This is a genomic window from Dyadobacter tibetensis Y620-1, assembly GCF_000566685.1.
In the GTDB taxonomy this organism is placed as follows: Bacteria; Bacteroidota; Bacteroidia; order Cytophagales; family Spirosomataceae; genus Dyadobacter; species Dyadobacter tibetensis.
This window is the reverse complement of the sequence record NZ_AZQN01000003.1, coordinates 121,524-138,906: the sequence shown is the minus strand read 5'-3', so window position 1 is coordinate 138,906 and position 17,383 is coordinate 121,524. Positions and strand designations below refer to the sequence as shown.

At 43.9% G+C, this 17,383-nt stretch carries 11 protein-coding genes and 1 tRNA gene; 5 read left to right on the top strand and 7 right to left on the bottom strand.

Going from position 1 to position 17,383, the window contains the following annotated elements:
• Positions 1-135 precede the first annotated feature (135 nt).
• A complete protein-coding gene (locus X939_RS22160) occupies positions 136-2,901 on the top strand; it encodes a chitobiase/beta-hexosaminidase C-terminal domain-containing protein (RefSeq protein ID WP_025762660.1) in 2,766 nt (921 codons plus the stop codon).
• Positions 2,867-4,375 (top strand): sulfatase family protein, encoded by a 1,509-nt coding sequence (locus tag X939_RS0107580; protein WP_229236026.1) that lies wholly within the window; start codon positions 2,867-2,869, stop codon positions 4,373-4,375. Before X939_RS22160 ends, X939_RS0107580 begins: the two co-directional genes overlap by 35 nt.
• Positions 4,376-4,507: 132 nt before the next feature.
• Here the strand turns inward: X939_RS0107580 and X939_RS0107575 are convergent, their stop codons facing one another.
• Together X939_RS0107575 and hpt are read right to left on the bottom strand one after the other, a co-directional pair.
• Entirely contained in the window at positions 4,508-5,908 is a 1,401-nt protein-coding gene (locus X939_RS0107575) for an MBL fold metallo-hydrolase RNA specificity domain-containing protein (protein ID WP_025762658.1), read from the bottom strand.
• 240 nt (positions 5,909-6,148) lie between these two features.
• Positions 6,149-6,694, bottom strand: coding sequence for a hypoxanthine phosphoribosyltransferase (gene hpt, locus X939_RS0107570; protein WP_025762657.1), 546 nt, complete (start codon positions 6,692-6,694; stop codon positions 6,149-6,151).
• 109 nt (positions 6,695-6,803) lie between these two features.
• Here hpt and X939_RS0107565 point away from each other — a divergent pair, with 109 nt between their 5' ends.
• On the top strand, positions 6,804-8,093 hold the full coding sequence (locus X939_RS0107565) for a tetratricopeptide repeat protein (RefSeq protein ID WP_025762656.1): 1,290 nt from the start codon (positions 6,804-6,806) through the stop codon (positions 8,091-8,093).
• Positions 8,094-8,142: 49 nt separating this feature from the next.
• On the opposite strand, the gene X939_RS0107560 is transcribed toward X939_RS0107565, so the two are convergent.
• Both X939_RS0107560 and plsY read right to left on the bottom strand, forming a co-directional pair.
• Positions 8,143-9,504 (bottom strand): dipeptidase, encoded by a 1,362-nt coding sequence (locus tag X939_RS0107560; RefSeq protein ID WP_025762655.1) that lies wholly within the window; start codon positions 9,502-9,504, stop codon positions 8,143-8,145.
• A 95-nt stretch (positions 9,505-9,599) separates the two neighbouring features.
• Positions 9,600-10,247: a glycerol-3-phosphate 1-O-acyltransferase PlsY gene (gene plsY, locus X939_RS0107555; RefSeq protein WP_025762654.1), complete on the bottom strand. Its 648-nt coding sequence runs from the start codon at positions 10,245-10,247 to the stop codon at positions 9,600-9,602.
• 482 nt (positions 10,248-10,729) lie between these two features.
• On the opposite strand from plsY, the gene X939_RS0107550 reads away from it, so the two are divergent.
• Positions 10,730-11,758, top strand: a complete 1,029-nt coding sequence (locus X939_RS0107550; protein ID WP_025762653.1) for a glycosyltransferase family 9 protein — start codon at positions 10,730-10,732, stop codon at positions 11,756-11,758.
• A 358-nt stretch (positions 11,759-12,116) separates the two neighbouring features.
• On the opposite strand, the gene X939_RS0107540 is transcribed toward X939_RS0107550, so the two are convergent.
• The 3 genes from X939_RS0107540 to X939_RS22155 all read right to left on the bottom strand — a co-directional run bounded on the left by X939_RS0107540 (position 12,117) and on the right by X939_RS22155 (position 16,087).
• Positions 12,117-12,187: transfer RNA gene (locus tag X939_RS0107540), tRNA-Gln, on the bottom strand.
• Between the two features lie 65 nt (positions 12,188-12,252).
• Positions 12,253-13,131, bottom strand: coding sequence for an ACP S-malonyltransferase (gene fabD / locus X939_RS0107535; protein ID WP_025762651.1), 879 nt, complete (start codon positions 13,129-13,131; stop codon positions 12,253-12,255).
• Positions 13,132-13,249: 118 nt separating this feature from the next.
• Positions 13,250-16,087, bottom strand: coding sequence for a T9SS type B sorting domain-containing protein (locus X939_RS22155; protein WP_229236025.1), 2,838 nt, complete (start codon positions 16,085-16,087; stop codon positions 13,250-13,252).
• A 616-nt stretch (positions 16,088-16,703) separates the two neighbouring features.
• On the opposite strand from X939_RS22155, the gene X939_RS0107525 reads away from it, so the two are divergent.
• Complete coding sequence (locus tag X939_RS0107525) at positions 16,704-17,375, top strand: succinate dehydrogenase cytochrome b subunit (protein ID WP_025762650.1); 672 nt, start codon at positions 16,704-16,706, stop codon at positions 17,373-17,375.
• The last annotated feature ends 8 nt before the right edge of the window (positions 17,376-17,383 follow it).

The window sequence follows — 17,383 nt, the reverse complement described above, 5'->3', positions numbered from 1 at the left end:
TAAAATAATTATCCCTAATGTTCTTACAAAAAATTTCTCTCTCAGCATGAGTGAACTCAGGGTTTCTTATGCTTTATGAGTCTTGAAATAGTAGTCTTATTTTATATATAAAAAGTCCATTTATCATACCCTGAAATGAGAAATATCTATTGGTCTATATTCCTGACAGCCCTCGCCTTCGAATGCTTAGCAAAAGATTTTTATGTTTCTCCACAAGGCTATGACAGTAACCCAGGCAGTATTTCACGGCCGTTTCTCACCCTTCAAAAGGCCACAGAAGCGAGTCTGGCCTATTTAAAACAGGAATCGGTGACGGTGTGGCTGCTAGACGGCACACATTATGTGAGCAACACCCTAATTTTAGACAATCGATTTTCCCCTGGCGAAAACAAACTGACGATTAGAGGGTATGGTAAAAATGTTTGGATAAAGGGATCGAAACAGTTGACTGGACTGAAATGGCGAGATTATAATAAAACAATCAAAGTTACCGAACTGCCTGAAAATGTAAATTTTGATCAGCTATTTATCAATAACCACAGCCAGATAAGGGCCAGGTTTCCTAATTACGACTATGACAACCCCTTACGTGACGGATCGGGATACCAGGAAGTTACGGGAGGACCAGATCAGCGATATGATACCTGGCTAGGATATGATTCCCTAAAATTTTCTACTAGGAAATGGAGCAACCCACAAACCGGGATTGTACATGCATTTCAAAGTCATAATTGGGGAAATATGCAATACAGAGTAAAAGACCGCGACTACGAAAATAATAAACTCCTTTTGGGAGAAGGCGGCTGGCAATTGCAGAGATCCTATGGAATCGGAAAGGGAAATACCGCCTCCCCATTTTATGTGGAAAACATTTTTGAAGAACTTGATTCACCCGGAGAATGGTTTCTCGATCAGCAGAAGAGTCTGTTATATTATTATCCAGCTGTAGGTCTGGATTTAGAGAATGCCACCTTCGAAGTCCCTACGGTCAAGGATATTATACAGATTAAAGGTAGTGCGGACAAGCCAGTACGCAATATTTCTATCCATAACATCAATTTTTCACAGGCTCGAAGCAGCTTTCTGGAACCCTATGAACCATTGGCAAGAGGCGATTGGGCGATTCATCGGGGCGGAGCCATATTCATGGAAGGAACCGAAAATTGCCAAATTGAAGACTGCAATTTTGAGCAGTTAGGCGGCAATGCCATTTTTATGAGTAGCTATAATCGGAATAACACCGTCAGAAGTGTCCGTTTCATGAAATTGGGTGAGAGTGCTATTTGCTTCGTAGGGATGCCTTCTTCTGTACGGTTTTATCAGACCTGGGATGATGCCGAAATTCATGGAAAAGATTGGGCTGAGATGCGCAAAGGAATGGACCTGAAGGCCGGCCCCAAATCGATCGACTATCCTTTTAACTGCGTGGTGGAAAATGCTGTCATTCATCAAATAGGTCTGCTGGGCAAGCAAACTGCCGGGGTATTTATTTCCATGAGTCATCAAATAAGAGCTAGCCATATAACGATCCATGATACCCCACGAGCTGGCATTTGTATTAATGATGGAACCTGGGGTGGGCATATTATAGAAAACTGCGACATATGGGAAACCGTAAAGGAAACCGGAGAGCATGGACCCTTTAATGCCTGGGGAAGGGAACGGCAGTGGACCCGCGGCTCCGGAGGTATGATCAAAGAATATGTACTTCTCGACGCAATCGATCCTGTTACCATCCGTAACAACCGTATTTCTAACTTTAGGAAAACGATCAGTGCCGGAAATTGGACCATCGACTTAGATGATGGATCAAGCAATTACGAGATTTATAATAATTTGAGCCTCGGCTCCACACTAAAACTTCGGGATGGATTTCTGAGGAAGGTATACAATAATATTATGGTTAGTCCGGTACCCCTAGGATGGCATGTTTGGCCGGAGCAATCCGACGATGAATTTACCAATAATATCGTGGTTATCGCTGGGACGGTTCCGGGCAAGGATATACCCACCACCACCTATATAGGCTCAATCAGAATGCCTACAGAATCTCTGTGGGGCAAAATACATGACCGGAATCTTTACTGGAATGTCAATACTAAAATACCCTACGTTCACGATAAAGTCGAATTTAATGACTGGAAAAAAGCCGGTTATGACACTCATTCCCTGGAAGCTAACCCCCTGTTCGTTAGTCCAGAGAAAATGGACTATAGGGTAAAGCCCAATTCTCCTGCCCTGCAGCTAGGATTTAAAAATTTTGCTATGGACAATTTCGGACATACCATGACAAAAATAGGCCCGTTTTGGAAAGAGTTTGAAAATAAAGCGTTAATTACAATACATGCTGACAAACGGGGCGGAACGGTATATTATACGACAGATGGCTCCACACCTACTGCTAAATCGAATAAATACATGGGTCCGTTTGAAATCAAAGAAAGCAGCTATGTGAAAGCGATCACGGTCGATAACCAGGGTGAGGAGATTGGTTTTGGTGATGAGGCATTTTACAAAAAGGTTAATAAGGTCGTATATCCGGCCTGGTTTCAAGCACTTATTTCAGGAAAGCAAAATCAGGTTATCAGCAACGTCAATAAAAGCGCTTCACTATTGGTAGATGGGTTGGTACTGATTAACATCCAGGATGAACCCGATCTGATTGATGCTTCGGGGGGATATAATTCGGGTAGTTTTATCGAGCAAATCGACAGCAGGACGGGTGATCACTGGAAAAAAGCGGGAATAAAAACAAATATGATTATTCAAGGCATTCAAAATGAGGAAATTAAAGATAACCAAGCATTTCAAAAAGCATTGAAAGAGTATTCAGGACAAACAGTTTCAGTTAAAATAGTTTATGGTTATGAAAACAAAATTTTTAATGTTCAACTTCCCTAAGCCTAGACTCTCCACGGGCATTTCTAAGTCGGTTATCCTTTCCATATTGGGCCTATTCCTACTAAGTATTCCTGGTTATACTCAGAAAAAGAGGCCTAATATACTATTTATTCTGGCCGATGACCAGTCGCCGTACGACCTAAAAGTTTATGATAAAACTTCAGCATTGATCACCCCTAATTTGGATAAGCTTGCTGCGGAAGGGATGGTATTTGATGCTGCCTATCACATGGGCTCCTGGATAGGAGCCGTATGTACGGCCTCCAGAACCATGTTGATGACTGGCCGATCGGTATGGAAACTCCCCCATAACGCCAATCCAAATCATAAGGACCAGGAGTTGATTCCAGCTCATTTGGAAGACCAGTCGATGGCTGCCCTTTTTAATAAGGCAGGTTATGCTACCATGCGCACATGTAAAAGTGGCAACAGTTATAAAGAAGCCAATCAAAAATTTACCGTCAATAAGGAAACGGTGAGTAGGGCCGGAAATGACGAAAATGGCAGTGCCTGGCACGCTGCACAGGTTTTGGATTACCTGACTGATAGAGAGGCTAATAAAGACGAGGCTCCTTTTCTAATTTATTTTGGATTTTCTCATCCACACGACCCCAGAAATGGGAAGGAAGGATTATTGGAAAAATATGGAGCGGTGAACCATAATGATCAAAATTCACTTCCTCAGATCAATAGTAAACAACCCGCTTTACCGTCTAACTACCTTGCTGCTCATCCCTTTTTCCATGGTCATCCACAGCTTCGTGACGAGGAGATGGTTTCGGGTGTGTGGAAAAATCGGGATGAAGGGACCATACGCAACGAGCTGGGCCGTGAATTTGCCTGTAGCGAGAATATCGACGATCAGATAGGGAAAGTTCTTTCCAAATTAGAGGAAATGGGCGAGTTGGATAACACCTATATTTTCTATACGGCCGACCATGGTATCGCTATCGGCAGACATGGTCTCATGGGTAAACAAAATCTCTATGAGCACACCTGGCGCGTTCCTTTTATTGTAAAAGGCCCTGGTATCAAAGCGGGAAAACGTGCAGAGGGAAACATCTACTTGATGGACGTATTACCCACTATATGCGATCTGGCCGGTATTGACCTGCCCAATACCATAGATGCCAAGAGTTTTAAGCCCGTTCTTTTTGACCAAAAGAAAACCATACGTGAGGTGATGTATGGGGTGTACAGTGGAGGTACCAAGCCGGGGATGCGTGCCGTAAGGCAAGGCGATTGGAAACTAATAAAATATGATACCATGGATGGCACAATTCGTGAAACGCAACTGTTTAACCTAAAAGAAAACCCTCATGAATATTTGTCAGAACATAGGAGAACAGACCCAATGGAAAACAATTTGGCATCCAATCCTAAATATGCTACAAAACTAAAGGAAATGGAAGGCCTGCTACAGGCCCAAATGAAGGAATATAAGGACCCTTATCAGCTCTGGGATCAAAAATAAATTCCTAAATACCAATTCATAAAATAAGAACGCGGGGCTGTTTATGATTCCTGAACAGAATTACAGTCTGCTTATCAAAATACCGGATCCCTTCCTAGCATTAGAATAGGAGGGCTCCGGTAAAAATCGGTTTTAACACTCTACGTTTTCAAAAGGGAATGGTATTTCAATATTTTGATATCCTTTCTCCTGAAGGTGGTACTTAAAGGCTATCTGGGTTTCGTAATCGCCATGGACCAAAAATATTTTTTTAACCCGAGCCGGATCCTGACATGAAAGAAATTCAATCATCTCCTGATAGTCACCATGCGCAGAAAAGGAGTTCATGACCGCAATTTGGCATTTCACAGGATATTTTTCTCCAAAAATATTTACCTCTGTCTCTCCTCTCTTCAAGGCTCCAGCGAGGGTATTATAGCCGGCATAGCCCACCAACAGAATAGTGCAGTCGGGGTTTTGTATATTATTGCGGATATGGTGTTTGATACGCCCTGCCTCTGCCATTCCAGAGGCCGAAATAATGATAGAAGGTTCGTTGGAATCGTTAATGGCAATACTATCTTTTACATCCGAAACATAATGAAGATTGGGAAAAGCGAAGGCATCTCCATCCTTTTCAATATAAGAGAGAATTTCAGGATTGAAGAATGGACTATTATCTTTCATTACCTTCGTGGCTCGTATAGCCAAGGGGCTGTCGATGTATACGGGTATACGAGGCAATAGCCCTTCACTCGAGAGCTGATCGAGGGCATATATCAACTCTTGTGTCCTATCCACCGCAAATGCTGGAATAATAAGCTTGCCCTTTCTCTTGACGCAGGTCTCGTCGACTATGCGCAGCAAATGGGCCTTCATATCCTGTTCTTTTTCGTGAAGACGATCTCCGTAAGTCGATTCACAGATTATATAATCGGCCTGGGGGAAAGTATCTGGCTTACGAAGAATACGATCGTCGGCACGGCCAATATCGCCGGTAAAGGTCAAGCGCTTAAATCCTCCAGCATCAGGTATACTCAGGTGAACAGCAGCACTACCTAACAAATGTGCTGCATCGGTAAGCATAGCAGACACTTCTTGATTTTTGCCCATAAAAAAAGTTTGTCCATAAGCCACCGGCTCTAGTAAAGAAAGCGTCTTTTGGGCATCCTCGGTGTTATAGAGCTCTTCAAGCAACGGACGGCCTTGCTTCTTTCGTCGCCGATTGATCCGTGCCAGGTCTTCCTCCTGAATATGGGCACTATCTAGTAGCATTATTCTGCAAAGATCTGCTGTTGCCGCTGTACAATAGATAGGACCCTGGAAACCTTTGCGCACCAGGCGCGGAAGCAATCCCGAATGATCGATATGTGCATGGGACAACACTACGTAATCTATTGCGTTCGGCTTAAAACCAAATTCTTCATTCAATTCATCGGTCTGTATCCCCTGGAAGAGACCACAATCCAGCAGAATTTTTGTCCCTGATTCGGTGGTTACAAGATGCTTGCTTCCAGTTACCGTACGGGCAGCGCCACAAAACTGTATTCTCATATCATCCTCTTGTCTAAGTCCTGTTCTAAAAAGGTAATCTACCAATTTAGAATAACATTACAAAGCAGAGTCACACCGATAAAGACCGAGTTGTGAAGAATTAAGTGATCTATATCCTATTCCTTATTTATTAATTTTGAAGGACTCCAGTATAGGTAACTAATTTCGTCCAGCTATCATGTTCCCGGGTGCTGCATGGCGTGTCTTGTGTAGGAAGCAGCAACCGGTATGGCTATGGGCTTACGCCTGACTGCTTATATCTTGTAAAACGTAAATAGCATTAAGGTTTCGGCCCAGCCCGTCGTAATCAAGACCATATCCTACGACAAATCTATTTTCGATTTCGAAACCAGCATATTCCAAGCTAACAGGTGCTTTTAAAGCCTCAGGTTTATGAAGCAGGGTAGCAACGGCTAAGGATTTAGGATTACTGGGCCGCAACTGGTTAAGTAATTGATTCATGGTGAGGCCTGTATCCACTATGTCTTCTATCACCACTACATCCCGTCCTGAAAGATTCTCTTGCAGACCCAGGATTTCCCGGACGTTGCCCGAGCTCTGAGTATTTTCATAGGACGCAAAACGTACAAAACTTACCTCACAAGACAAATCAAGGCGCTTGAGCAATTCTGAGGCGAACAAAAATGCACCATTTAACACCACAATAAAAATTGGTGTTTTCCCGTGGTAATCTTCGTTAATTTGCGCCGCCATTTCCCCGATTCGTTCCTCAATGATGGCTTGGGAAAGAAAAGGCCCAAACGTTTTATCCAATATCGTAACCATAATTTTATTTTATGAAGTCGCAAAATTAACCCTTATTTCAAAAACCTCGATGCGCGTCAAACGTAAATAGGGGAAAGAACGTTATAATTATCGGATTTCAATCAACCTCATGATCATACGATTTCAATTTCTCAAGACCATTCTACCCCTTCTCATGGTACTAGTCCTGTGGCAACAGGCTCTGGCTCAAACAGGAGATCCCCGTCCTTCCGAGGCAGCCTCCGAAGAGGGAAGGCTCTATTCTTCATCCGACCTGGACAAGCGCTACGATATGGTTATCAATAACCCGGGCGTCCAGATAGAGGCCACCGAGGCTATCAATTTATTGTATAACTACCAATTCGATGAAGCCGATATAGAGTTTCGTTGGCTTCGCTACCGCTATCCCGATCACCCCATGCCCCGGTTTCTGCTAGGCCTAGCCGAATGGTGGAAAATTGTCCCAAACACCGACATTGAAAAATATGATGACACCTTTCTAGCGCATATGGACTCCACCATCATATTGGCCGAGCGGCTACTCGACGCAGGAAAATACAAGGTAGAGCCGGCCTTTTTTCTTTCCGCCGCTTATGCCTTTAAGGGTCGTTTATATTCCGAACGTAAAAAATGGACTAAGGCCGCATTCGCAGGGAAAAAAGCCTTAAAATATTTCGAACTATGCAAAGGCAATGGAGACTTATCGCCTGAATTGCTCTTTGGCGATGGATTGTACAACTATTATGCCGAATGGATACCGAAGGAATACCCTATACTGAAACCCGTGTTGGCTCTTTTCCCTAAGGGTAATAAAAAACTTGGCCAGCAGCAGCTGCAAAAAGTAGCAAATAATGCCTTTTATACCCGGGTAGAAGCCCGGTACTTCCTTCTCCAGATTTATAGTATGGAAAATGAGTATAATCAAGCATATGAGCTGGCCAAATACATGTGGCAAACTTATCCTAATAATCCTTACTTCGAGCGTTATTTTTGCAGAACAGCCTTTGTAACAGGAAAAGCCGCGGAAGCGACTCAGGCGGCGGAGAACATTCTCAGTAAAATAGAGCGAGGAATGCCGGGATATGAAGGAGTCAGCGGTAGAAATGCAGCCTATGTACTCGGATACTATAATATGGGCTATTACAAAAACTATGATCTGGCCAGTAAATATTACCAGCAGGCCATAGATTTTTCCTTGCAAACAAAATCTACCAATGCCGGATATTACCTTTCCTCTCTAATTGGTATGGGGAAAATTGCAGAAATCCGAAAGGATTACGACGCAGCCTTACGTTATTATAAACTTGCCGATGACCGGGCTGACAAAAAATCAGGACAGGACCGGGATGCTAAAAAAGCTATTGAAAACCTGAAGAAAATAAAGAGAGAGCAGCGACGCAGCAGTCGCCGTAACCGATAAATATTGAGCCGTTATCCTACTGGATAACGGCTCAATATTTATTTCTTATTTATTTCTTCAACTGCGCATAATACTTGAAAAATAAAGGTATGGTTTCAATTCCCTTATAATAGTTGAAAAGTCCATAGCTCTCATTAGGGGAGTGCAAGGCGTCTATGTCGAGGCCAAATCCCATCAGAATGCTTTTCTGGCCTAACTCGCGCTCAAATAGTGCAACGATGGGTATGCTCCCCCCACCACGGGTTGGGATGGGCTTCTTCCCGAACGACTCCTCCATAGCCATCTCTGCTGCCTGATACTCTACCGAATCGGTGGGAGTAACATAGGGCAACCCTCCATGATGTGGTCGGACCTCCACTTTTACCGATGCCGGAGCTAAAGACTCAAAATGCTTGGTAAATAGGGCACATATTTCTTCATCTGTCTGATTGGGCACCAGACGCATTGAAATCTTAGCATTGGCTTTGGAGGGCAGTACTGTTTTTGCTCCTTCACCGATATAACCTCCCCATATGCCATTTACGTCCAGAGTGGGTCGTACTGAGGTACGTTCAATGGTACTGTAGCCCTTCTCTCCGGCCACGTCTCCCACGTCCAAGTCTTTCTTATACGCTTCCAGATCGAAAGGAGCAGCATTTAAAGCCGCTCGCTCTTCTACGGACAGATCGACAACCTGGTCGTAGAATCCGGGAACGGTAATACGTCCGTCGCTATCCGTCAGAGAAGAAATCATGTCGCACAGTACATTAATGGGGTTGGCTACCCCGCCACCATAGACTCCAGAGTGAAGATCGCGGTTGGGTCCTACTACCTCTACCTCTACATAAGTCAATCCGCGAAGTCCGGTTTCAATAGAAGGGACGTCATTGGCAATAATGCTCGTATCTGATATCAATATGGTATCGCAAGCCAATAGATCCTTGTTAGCGGTTACAAATGTCTCCAGATGAGATGATCCTACCTCCTCTTCACCTTCTATCATCATTTTGATATTACATGCCAGCGTATCGTTGGCAATCATGGTTTCCAGCGCCTTGATATGCATATAAAACTGGCCCTTATCATCGCAGGCACCACGCGCATAAATGCGATCATTCTTAATCACCGGCTCGAATGGAGGAGAATTCCACAGTTCATACGGGTCTGCTGGTTGAACATCATAATGTCCATAAACCAGGACCGTAGGCAGCGACGGGTCCACCATTTTCTCTCCATAGACAATAGGATGACCTGGTGTCTCAAATATTTCGGCCCGATCTGCTCCGGCATCCAGCATGCTCTTTTGAACAAAAGCAGCCGCTGCTTTCATATCTTCCTTAAACTTAGAATCGGCACTTACAGACGGAATCCGTAAAAGCTCCAACAATTCATTCAGAAAACGTTCTTTATTTTTTTCGATGTATTGCTTCATAGTATGGGTTTTAATTTTGACAAAAGCGAAGTTAAAAAAATAACCCCTCCGGTATCAGCAGAGGGGCAAGAATATTATTAGCGAGTCAGGTAAAATTAGGCTCGATTAGATTTCGGGAAAATATTAACGCGGTTCTCATTTCCATTCACCAATCGCACGATGTTCTTCTGGTGGGTAAGTACTACCAGGACGAACATAATAAAACCGAAAACGATCAGTAAAGGCTCTGGATGCCCAAACATACCGGCCCAGGATAATACAGGAAAAGCCAGGGTAGACAAAATTGAACTCAGGGAAACGTACTGGGATGCTACTAGCGTAAGAATGAAAATGGTGATACACACTGCCGCCAGCTCCGGATGAATTGCCAAAACCATCCCCAGTAAGGTGGCTATGCCTTTCCCCCCTTTGAAGCCTACAAAAACCGGGAAGATATGGCCAAAAATGGCGATTATACCAAATAGAATCTTAAATAGCAATAATTCTGTTTCTCCTATTGTATCCATGTAGAACAGCAGAGAAGCCAGACAAGTGGCCGTCCAACCCTTCAGCACATCGATAAGCATCACTATGGTACCAGCCCGCTTTCCGAGAACCCTGAAAGTATTGGTGGCTCCCGCATTTCCGCTACCATGTTTTCTGACATCGATTCCAAAATAACCAATCCCGTACCATACCGAACTCGGAATTGATCCTAGAAGATAAGCAGCAATGATTGTAAAAATAAATAAAGCAATGTTCATTTCGGTCATTATATAATTTTGCTAGGCTTGTTATTGTACTTTCGAAAGATTTTTTTGAATCTGAACAAGTACTTCCCAAATATACAAGAAGCGCAGCAGATTTCAAATCATTTTCAGCCCATAAAATTAAATTAAACTAGGGGTTATGTAATAATTTTTCTACACCAATTCACTGATTATAATACAATTAACAGGATAGGAAGCAAATCGTATTTTCCCATAAAAAAATGAGTCTCAAGGGAACCCTCCTACCTGATTTTTTGTCACTCCTTATAAACAGAACGGAGAAATACTGAAAAGATTGCAAAAAGGCCTTAAACGACATCTATAGAAGTTTGAGAACCCGGGTAATAGTAGGAAAGGCCTTCACACACCATCATTATTCAGCCCACCTGGGATAAGTTAATATCTTCCTAATACAGTATAGAGCAGATTTTAGCCATAAATCCAGATATTTGATTAGAAAATATTAAACAGTTTACATGCGTATTTTAATTACCAGAACGGATGCCATAGGAGACGTAGTTCTTACGCTTCCGGTTTGCGGTATCATCAAAAAAGCTATACCTGGGGCCCATATCAGCATATTGGCACGGCCTTATACCAGAGCGGTGATCGAGGTCAGCGATTCTATTGACGCTTTTGTTGACTACACTCAGCTGATGTCATTACCGGAGGATCAGCAATTGGCATTGTTAAAAAAATACAATTTTGATGCAATCATCCATTTGGTTACCCTGAAGCATATCAGCCAGTTGGCCCAGGAAGCAGGAATTGGAATACGAATTGGAACCGTCAGCAGACCTTATCATTGGCATACTTGTAACGAACTAATCTGGCTACGACGCAAAGCCTCAGATCTGCATGAGGCTCAGCTGCACTGTAAACTGATCCGTCCCCTCACCAAGATCAGGATACCGGATAAACTCTGGGAGTACTACCAATTCAGGCATTTTGAAACCTTGCCAGCTCCATTACAGCAGGCCCTGGACACAGACAAATTTCGATTCATCATCCATCCGAAGTCCAATAAAAATGCCTTGGAGTGGGATTTAGCTTATTTCTCAGCTCTAATTCGTCTGCTGGATCCAGAACGTTTTCAAATATATATCACCGGTTCAGAGGCAGAAAGTATCGAGCTACAACCCTGGATGAAGACCCTTCCCGAACATGTGGTGGATTTGACAGGTCGGCTTACCCTTTCTCAATTAATCTCCTTCATCAACGAAGCTGACGGGCTGCTGGCCGCTAGCACAGGACCTCTCCACCTCGCTGCTGCCTGTGGTATCCACACCCTCGGACTGTATCCCAATCAGCGTCCCAAACACGCTGGACGTTGGGGACCCATCGGCCCATTGGCTGAATACATACAAACGAAAACAGATACGCTGGATAGTATTAGCCCTGAAATGGTATTTAAACATATAACCTTGTGGAAGAAAAGAACTGTCAACAGCGGAGCAGGTCCAGATAGCAGGGAGCAAGGGTCCCAACGCAATATCAGGGAGTGATTAGGATGAATGGTATTTTTCTCTCTGTTCCCCGTTTTTTAACATTTCCAAAAATATCGTCCCTGCCGGAGGTTCTTCGGCAGGCGTAAGAACCTACAGCGATTCTGATTTTGGAATGGGAGAAGGAAAACTGGCATTAAGCTCAAAAGAAAATTAATTCAGTTGCCCCAAAAGTAACATGGTTCAGAATCCTATTCACCCCAAAAGTTTTGCTTTTGATCCCTCTCTTCCTGGTCCTTACTTTCAAATCTATTTGGAAGATATTTTGAAAAATGTGGGCTTATGGGGAGTTTTTTCGAAATTTGGCCACAAAAAAACCGCCCATACGCATCGTATAGGCGGTTACTACTTGTTTCTGTTGGCCGACAAGGACTCGAACCCTGAATAAGACAACCAAAATGTCCTGTGTTACCATTACACCATCGGCCAAAACCGTAATAGTGGTGCAAAAGTAATGGGTTGATTTGAATATGTCAAGTAATTTTAAAAAAAAATTAAATACTTTTTAATTCAACTCCAGAAGCGATCTTTTTAACCAGTCCTTGCAGCACTTTACCCGGTCCGCATTCAATGAAAATTCCGGCTCCGTCGGCCACCATATTCTCTACCGACTGCGTCCATCTCACGGGCGCAGTAAGTTGGGCAATCAGGTTTTCCCGAATTATAGCCACATCTGTAGCGGGAGAGGCATTAACATTCTGATAAACAGGACAGCGAGGAGCCTGAATATTAGCGGCATGAATAGCAGCAGCCAGCTCTTCCCGAGCAGGCTCCATCAGAGGGGAGTGAAAAGCCCCACCTACCGGCAATAGCAGGGCTCTTTTAGCACCAGCAGCCTTCAGTAGCTCACAGGCCTTTTCAACACCGGGAATGCTTCCAGAAATCACCACCTGACCGGGACAATTATAATTGGCAGCCACCACGATTTCATCTGTAATACCGGCACATACCTCCTCAATTACGGCATCTGGCAAACCCAAAATAGCCGCCATGGTCGATGGCTGCGCTTCACAAGCCTTCTGCATGGCGTCAGCACGCTGGGCAACTAGTTTAAGGCCATCTTCGAAGGATAGGGCTCCTGCCGATACTAACGCCGAAAATTCTCCAAGCGAGTGTCCAGCAACCATCTCTGGCTCAAATGTGTCGCTAGTAAGTGCCAAGATCACTGAATGAAGAAATATGGCAGGCTGGGTTACATTGGTCTGTTTTAGCGCTTCGTCGGTACCTTCAAACATGATATCGGAAATACGGAAGCCTAGTATGTCGTTTGCACGCTCAAATAGCGCCTTAGCAGCTTCTGAAGACTGATACAAATCCTGACCCATGCCTTTGAACTGAGAACCCTGACCGGGAAATACATATGCCTGTTTCATCTACAAATAGGTTGTTTACTTCGTTTCTTTAAAATAAATAGCCAGGTCGGCGATGCTGACCTGGCTACAAATAAACGATAAGGACATGAAAGATAAAAGACAATAGGCGGATCGAAGCTTACCTCAGGAGCTGCACCCAGCCTTTAATAGTGGTAGGCGTACCCCCTTGTTGGGTGGATTCAAAGTATACCTTTGCCTCATAATAATATTGTCCGGCTGCCAAATCTTTACCCGCATTAGTCTGTCCGTTCCAGTTTACATCGACATCCTTGGTATCGAATACCTGGGCTCCCCAACGGTTAAAGACCCGAAATTCTAAGGACTGAACAAAGGCGGGGCAATCCATGGGTTTAAACACATCGTTCTTTCCATCTCCATTCGGCGTAAATACATTGGGCAATACAAAAGCTGGGCAATTATTCTTGCATACAGTATTACTAGGGGCACTCTCTGTTCCAAATCCATTGACTGCCGTCACATAATAACATCCGGAGAGCGAGGTAAGACCACTATGGACAAATGTTGTTGACAACGGAGCAGGAGGCGCAGTTATGGTTTTGATCAGGGTAGGAGTTTCGTTTTCATAACGTGCATAATATACCTTATAAGCCGAAATATTCTGATCGCACTCCTTGCCTCCTACTTGCTGGGGATATTCCCAACTGAGATTATTAGCAAATGATACTGCAGAACAATAGGTGTCAGGACCAAGATTGTCACAGTCCAGAGGATCGATGGTCAATACGGGTGGGCAGGGCTTGGCCGTATCCGAAGCCGTAACACAGATTATTTGTGAGAAGTTATATAGCTTATCAGGCTTGATCTGACTATTATTATACGAACCAACCGTTTCTACCTTATAGCAATAGCTATCGGTGGTACTGATGGGGACATTAACGGTTCCATCGGCAGCATAGCGATCGGTACCGTCATCGGTATAGGTAAAAGTCTGAGCCCCGGTCACCGACACCTCTGCTATGCGGTTGAAGCTTCCGGGATTGGCCTTATCTTCCCGGTAAACCCGGTGAACCTGATTACTATTGCTCCAGGGAACTATGGCCGACCAATTCAGTCGGACATTCGAAGGTATGGCTGATCCTTGCTGAAGCCATACGGAGCTTGCAGGCTCCGTTACATCCAGCTTAGTAAGCGCCCCATTCTCGGTACGGTAGTACTCCAGCTGATAACGATAGGCATTGGCCTCCGTATTCAACCCTTTGTCCACAAAGAGGGTATCTGCAACCCCTGGAGTAAGATTGGTATTAATGGTAGCGATTCTGGTAAAATTGGTTCCATTTTGGCCCACCGCCCTATAGAGCTGATATTGCGCAGGCATACCGGCACTGGATGATGGTCGGATCCATTTGACGGTGATCTGGCCCGTAGTGGCATTGGTAATATCCACCGTAACATTAGTGATTACGGGCATCACCATAGGAAGTTGCAGGCAAAATTCGTCAGAAGCTACACTTTTCCCCCCACCGATGAGGCTTCCAGGTTCCGTAGGATTGGCCCCAGGACGTGGAAATACGGCTACCAGACGATAGCTATAAGACACCCCAGCACGAAGACCGGCCCCCTTATTATTGTCTAGAAACCCTGTTTCGTTAACCTCTACCCGGCCTACCTCCGTGTATCCGGAGCCGGCAGGAATACCGGAAATACAAACGTCTTCCGGCAAGGTAGTACAGCCTTCTTTTCTATAAATCACAATTTTTGCCCCCGGAATCTGGCATTTGTAAGAATCCCAGTTAAGCTGATAAGCTACTCCGGCGGGATCAGCGACCTCTACCCCTCTCAGATTTTGAGGTTTGGGCCCATACACACGCACATTCATCACGCCGAGATCAGCCAATTTTTTAAAAAGAGCTGGATTTGGAGAACCATCCGCTGGCCCATCTTCCACCTTAAATAGCACATCATAGGCCTCCTGCCGGATATGCCCACAGCTGGTTTGCCAGATAAAATTCCCCGACACTGACCCCTGGCTTCCTTGCTGAGCTACCGTAAATTTGGCAACCGGCGATGCCACCAAGGAAGCATCGTAAACACCCCCGGAAGAAGTTAAGGTGAGTTTATCCCCATTTTTATCCTGAGCAGTAATTTTCTGATTAATTATTGTCCCCGCCTCCACACATATCTCTGGCAATGGGTCGAGTACTGGTCGATCGTTCCGTGCCTCTTCCACGATTATCTGCATATCTCGCACAATCTGGCCTATAAGCACGCCATCGCGCCATTCCTCTACTACAAAAGCAACATTATAATAACCCTTTACCATAGGCGCATCCCAAACGAGGTCTCCAGTGATCGGATCCATGCTAAATTTGGCGGGACTTGCTCCGGTTTCAGTGTAAGAGGGAGAACCTTCCGGAACCACTACTAAATTAGGATCTTTATACTGCAAATTTATCCCTGCTCCATTTGTAGTTCCTCGTTGTGGCACGAACAAACGGTAAGCCAGGCTATCGCCATCGGCATCGTATGCGCCGGGATTATGGATATACCGTTGACCTACGGCGGCAAGATCAATGGGGGCATTCAACATCACCGGGGTTTGGTTCATTCCAAAACTCGCATTGATCTCCAGCGTAGTACTCACATAAAAGTTCAGGCTCTGAGTGGGTGGCGGGCCTATGTTTAATACATTATTATTACGGTTATCCTGTTCATAGGAAATTCGATATTTCCCCGCCGATGGAAAGGTATAATTTATCTTATAAATATTTTGGGTCGTATTATTACCGATATTGATAATATTCAAACGGGGAGCCGTAATAGGCCCATCTGAACCAATATAAAAATTCACATTATGTTGCAAGTCGGCTGCACCCTTTCCATTCTCCATGTCGAAATATGCAGTTAGCGTAATTTCATAAGTTAACGTAGATGAGGAAATACGTCGAGCCGTTAATTCCCCTGCCCTTACATGGGTTGCATACGCCTGGTGACTCATAAAGCCTGCCAAGATAATTAAAAGGAGGATTAGTGATTTGGAGAAAGACCGCATATGTTTTGATTGCTATATTGACATGGATAGAGAACCTGGGTATTATCCGGGGCATTCAACCCGAATCGGTCGAAAATTAAGGAATTATCATAGACCTACCCCTTCATTTTTCAAATTTGTATCATAAAAACGGAAAAAGTATCCTATGTAGTATCGTTTTAACTCGAGCATTATCGGATTATTTTTAAATAAGGGAACCGTTCTTCAGTGAGTATGTAACCGAACACGAAAATTTATGATGGATAAATACCAGCTTACTGATACAATCTTGTCATATTTTAGACTACGGAACAAGGACATAAATTGGCTCATGACCCATTCGCCTGACTCCTGAGCCTATCAAAAAAAGCTCAAAAACGGCTAAATTTTGAAATCCAGCCGTATTATAGAGTCATTTTCTTAGTTTTCCGGCATAAATATTTATTTATTCTTAATAATGATTATAAATAATATTTTACCCAATAAAAATGATTCTCTTTTATTGTGTTGGAATCGTTTGTGACATACCTTTGAAAGGTTATAAATGTACCTTTTTTTTGCACTAAAATCATACATGATTGTTATGTCGTGGTTTACACAAACGTTGACGAGTTCTATTGGTAAGAAGCTCATTATGTCCCTCACAGGGCTCTTTTTAATCAGCTTCCTGGTGATTCATGCCACCATTAATGCCATGATTTTTTACAATGATGGAGGGGAGACCTTTTCCCACTGGGGCCATTTCATGGGCACCAATCCCATCGTTCGTACCTTAGAGATCGGACTTGTTCTCGGTTTCCTTTTTCACATTTACGATGGTTTGATGCTTACCAAAAACAATCGGGAAGCCAGACCGGTAAAATATGCATCTCGAAATGCCAATGCTAACAGCACCTGGTATTCAAGGAGCATGGGACTGTTAGGAACATTAATCCTGATTTTTTTGGTGGTCCATACCTCACATTTCTGGATTCCCAACCGAGCCAATCAGTTTTCTACTGGTGAAGAGCTAGACCTGTACAATATGATGCTTGAGATTTTTCAAAATCCCTGGGTCGTATTGCTTTATGTAGCGGGTTGTTTCTCTTTATTCTGGCATTTACTGCATGGCTTCAAGAGTGCGTTCCAGACTTTGGGACTCTATCACATCAAGTACAACGGCCTGATTTCGTTTGTGGGAGTTGCTTTTTCCATTGTCGTGCCTCTACTTTTTGCATTAATGCCTATAGCAATGTATATGGGCTGGGTACACTAATATCCAGG

Excerpts from the sequence above, each read along its gene's own strand:
- X939_RS22160 (WP_025762660.1), top strand. The coding sequence starts at position 136 with ATGAGAAATATCTATTGGTCTATATTCCTGACAGCCCTCGCCTTCGAA.
- X939_RS0107580 (WP_229236026.1), top strand. The coding sequence starts at position 2,867 with ATGAAAACAAAATTTTTAATGTTCAACTTCCCTAAGCCTAGACTCTCC.
- X939_RS0107575 (WP_025762658.1), bottom strand. The coding sequence starts at position 5,908 with ATGAGAATACAGTTTTGTGGCGCTGCCCGTACGGTAACTGGAAGCAAG.
- hpt (WP_025762657.1), bottom strand. The coding sequence starts at position 6,694 with ATGGTTACGATATTGGATAAAACGTTTGGGCCTTTTCTTTCCCAAGCC.
- X939_RS0107565 (WP_025762656.1), top strand. The coding sequence starts at position 6,804 with ATGATCATACGATTTCAATTTCTCAAGACCATTCTACCCCTTCTCATG.
- X939_RS0107560 (WP_025762655.1), bottom strand. The coding sequence starts at position 9,504 with ATGAAGCAATACATCGAAAAAAATAAAGAACGTTTTCTGAATGAATTG.
- plsY (WP_025762654.1), bottom strand. The coding sequence starts at position 10,247 with ATGAACATTGCTTTATTTATTTTTACAATCATTGCTGCTTATCTTCTA.
- X939_RS0107550 (WP_025762653.1), top strand. The coding sequence starts at position 10,730 with ATGCGTATTTTAATTACCAGAACGGATGCCATAGGAGACGTAGTTCTT.
- fabD (WP_025762651.1), bottom strand. The coding sequence starts at position 13,131 with ATGAAACAGGCATATGTATTTCCCGGTCAGGGTTCTCAGTTCAAAGGC.
- X939_RS22155 (WP_229236025.1), bottom strand. The coding sequence starts at position 16,087 with ATGAGTCACCAGGCGTATGCAACCCATGTAAGGGCAGGGGAATTAACG.
- X939_RS0107525 (WP_025762650.1), top strand. The coding sequence starts at position 16,704 with ATGTCGTGGTTTACACAAACGTTGACGAGTTCTATTGGTAAGAAGCTC.